Below are 3040 nucleotides of genomic sequence, written 5' to 3'. Positions count from 1 at the left end.
CCTTGATAGCCATAACCACTCCATAACCACTCCATATCCGGATCTTTAATAAGTTGTTTAAAAATTTTGGTGAATTTATCCAATTTTGTCCATCTTCTAAAAGTTTTAAAAACAGTATTATACTTTCCAAAGCATTCTGGTAAATATCGCCATGGGCAGCCTGTTTTCAGGCGATATAAGATTCCTGTGAAAATATTTCTTAAATTTGGTTTGTCATAGATATTCAAATCTAGGATAATAGGCTTTAGTTTCAACCAAAGCTTGTCATTTACTACTCTCTATTTTTTTATTTCAAATGTTCAACAGACCCTATTATAGAAGCCCCCATGAATAAATCGCTCATCATTTTCGGCATCGTCAACATAACCTCGGACAGTTTCTCCGATGGAGGCCGGTATCTGGCGCCAGACGCAGCCATTGCGCAGGCGCGTAAGCTGATGGCCGAGGGGGCAGATGTGATCGACCTCGGTCCGGCATCCAGCAATCCCGACGCCGCGCCTGTTTCGTCCGACACAGAAATCGCGCGTATCGCGCCGGTGCTGGACGCGCTCAAGGCAGATGGCATTCCCGTCTCGCTCGACAGTTATCAACCCGCGACGCAAGCCTATGCCTTGTCGCGTGGTGTGGCCTATCTCAATGATATTCGCGGTTTTCCAGACGCTGCGTTCTATCCGCAATTGGCGAAATCATCTGCCAAACTCGTCGTTATGCATTCGGTGCAAGACGGGCAGGCAGATCGGCGCGAGGCACCCGCTGGCGACATCATGGATCACATTGCGGCGTTCTTTGACGCGCGCATCGCGGCGCTGACGGGTGCCGGTATCAAACGCAACCGCCTTGTCCTTGATCCCGGCATGGGTTTTTTTCTGGGGGCTGCTCCCGAAACCTCGCTCTCGGTGCTGGCGCGGTTCGATGAATTGCGGCTGCGCTTCGATTTGCCGGTGCTTCTGTCTGTTTCGCGCAAATCCTTTCTGCGCGCGCTCACAGGCCGTGGTCCGGGGGATGTCGGGGCCGCGACACTCGCTGCAGAGCTTGCCGCCGCCGCAGGTGGAGCTGACTTCATCCGCACACACGAGCCGCGCCCCTTGCGCGACGGGCTGGCGGTATTGGCGGCGCTGAAAGAAACCGCAAGAATTCGTTAACTGCACATTCGGGATATTTCTCTATATTCGCGCTTCATCAGAAAAAAAATTCAGAAGGGATATGTTATGAACTATACAAAATTTGATGTAAAAAATTGGGTTCGCCGTGAGCATTTTGAGTTTTATCGGCATCGTTTACCATGTGGTTTTAGCTTAACAAGCAAAATTGATATCACGACGTTAAAAAAGTCATTGGATGATTCAGCGTATAAGTTTTATCCGGTAATGATCTATCTGATTGCTCAGGCCGTGAATCAATTTGATGAGTTGAGAATGGCGATAAAAGATGATGAATTGATCGTATGGGATTCAGTCGACCCACAATTCACCGTATTCCATCAAGAAACAGAGACATTTTCAGCACTGAGTTGCCCATACTCATCCGATATTGATCAATTTATGGTGAATTATTTATCGGTAATGGAACGTTATAAAAGTGATACCAAGTTATTTCCTCAAGGGGTAACACCAGAAAATCATTTAAATATTTCAGCATTACCTTGGGTTAATTTTGATAGCTTTAATTTAAATGTTGCTAATTTTACCGATTATTTTGCACCCATTATAACAATGGCAAAATATCAGCAAGAAGGGGATAGACTGTTATTGCCGCTCTCAGTACAGGTTCATCATGCAGTTTGTGATGGCTTCCATGTTGCACGCTTTATTAGTCGGCTACAAGAGTTGTGTAACAGTAAATTAAAATAAGCTCAGGTTAAATTAAAGGGTTTCATATCTAGTGAAGCCCTGTTCATCAGAAAACTGAAGGAACCTCCATTGAATCGAACTAATATTTTTTTTGGTGAATCGCATTCTGACTGGTTGCCTGTCAGAGGCGGAGAATCCGGTGATTTTGTTTTTCGACGTGGTGACGGGCATGCCTTCGCGAAAATCGCACCTGCTTCCCGCCGCGGTGAGCTCGCTGGAGAGCGTGACCGCCTCATTTGGCTCAAAGGTCGAGGTGTGGCTTGCCCCGAGGTCATCAACTGGCAGGAGGAACAGGAGGGTGCATGCTTGGTGATAACGGCAATTCCGGGAGTACCGGCGGCTGATCTGTCTGGAGCGGATTTGCTCAAAGCGTGGCCGTCAATGGTGCAGCAACTTGGCGCTGTTCACAGCCTATCGGTTGATCAATGTCCGTTTGAGCGCAGGCTGTCGCGAATGTTCGGACGCGCCGTTGATGTGGTGTCCCGCAATGCCGTCAATCCCGACTTCTTACCGGACGAGGACAAGAGTACGCCGCAGCTCGATCTTTTGGCTCGTGTCGAACGAGAGCTACCGGTGCGGCTCGACCAAGAGCGCACCGATATGGTTGTTTGCCATGGTGATCCCTGCATGCCGAACTTCATGGTGGACCCTAAAACTCTTCAATGCACGGGTCTGATCGACCTTGGGCGGCTCGGAACAGCAGATCGCTATGCCGATTTGGCACTCATGATTGCTAACGCCGAAGAGAACTGGGCAGCGCCAGATGAAGCAGAGCGCGCCTTCGCTGTCCTATTCAATGTATTGGGGATCGAAGCCCCCGACCGCGAACGCCTTGCCTTCTATCTGCGATTGGACCCTCTGACTTGGGGTTGATGTTCATGCCGCCTGTTTTTCCTGCTCATTGGCACGTTTCGCAACCTGTTCTCATTGCGGACACCTTTTCCAGCCTCGTTTGGAAAGTTTCATTGCCAGACGGGACTCCTGCAATCGTCAAGGGATTGAAACCTATAGAAGACATTGCTGATGAACTGCGCGGGGCCGACTATCTGGTATGGCGCAATGGGAGGGGAGCAGTCCGGTTGCTCGGTCGTGAGAACAATCTGATGTTGCTCGAATATGCCGGGGAGCGAATGCTCTCTCACATCGTTGCCGAGCACGGCGACTAGACGAATTAAGAATAAGATTATTTG

4 protein-coding genes and 1 pseudogene are annotated in these 3040 nt (G+C 49.2%); 4 read left to right on the top strand and 1 reads right to left on the bottom strand.

Annotation, left to right across the window (positions count from 1 at the left end):
* On the bottom strand, nt 1-254 hold a 254-nt coding region (locus AM305_RS12105; RefSeq protein ID WP_150084944.1), incomplete at its 3' end, for a transposase.
* 72 nt (nt 255-326) lie between these two features.
* Here AM305_RS12105 and sul2 point away from each other — a divergent pair.
* From sul2 to AM305_RS11040, 4 genes and pseudogenes are all read left to right on the top strand, one after another.
* Nucleotides 327-1142, top strand: coding sequence for a sulfonamide-resistant dihydropteroate synthase Sul2 (sul2, locus tag AM305_RS11055; RefSeq protein WP_001043260.1), 816 nt, complete (start codon nt 327-329; stop codon nt 1140-1142).
* Nucleotides 1143-1208: 66 nt separating this feature from the next.
* Complete coding sequence (locus tag AM305_RS11050) at nt 1209-1850, top strand: type A-3 chloramphenicol O-acetyltransferase CatIII (RefSeq protein WP_005826111.1); 642 nt, start codon at nt 1209-1211, stop codon at nt 1848-1850.
* Between the two features lie 69 nt (nt 1851-1919).
* On the top strand, nt 1920-2723 hold the full coding sequence (aph(3'')-Ib, locus tag AM305_RS11045; RefSeq protein WP_005826108.1) for an aminoglycoside O-phosphotransferase APH(3'')-Ib: 804 nt from the start codon (nt 1920-1922) through the stop codon (nt 2721-2723).
* Nucleotides 2723-3013 (top strand): annotated as a pseudogene (locus AM305_RS11040) (aminoglycoside phosphotransferase family protein); the annotation flags it as partial. The gene aph(3'')-Ib and the pseudogene AM305_RS11040, both read left to right, overlap by 1 nt.
* Nucleotides 3014-3040 lie beyond the last annotated feature (27 nt).

The organism is Actinobacillus minor NM305 (assembly GCF_000175195.1).
Classification (GTDB): domain Bacteria; phylum Pseudomonadota; class Gammaproteobacteria; order Enterobacterales; family Pasteurellaceae; genus Haemophilus_A; species Haemophilus_A minor.
The sequence above is the reverse complement of the archived record's forward strand: the minus strand, read 5'-3'. Positions and strand labels throughout refer to the sequence as shown.

Bases quoted from the DNA above. Each gene is read 5' to 3' on its own strand.
- sul2 (WP_001043260.1), top strand. From the start codon at position 327: ATGAATAAATCGCTCATCATTTTCGGCATCGTCAACATAACCTCGGAC.
- AM305_RS11050 (WP_005826111.1), top strand. From the start codon at position 1,209: ATGAACTATACAAAATTTGATGTAAAAAATTGGGTTCGCCGTGAGCAT.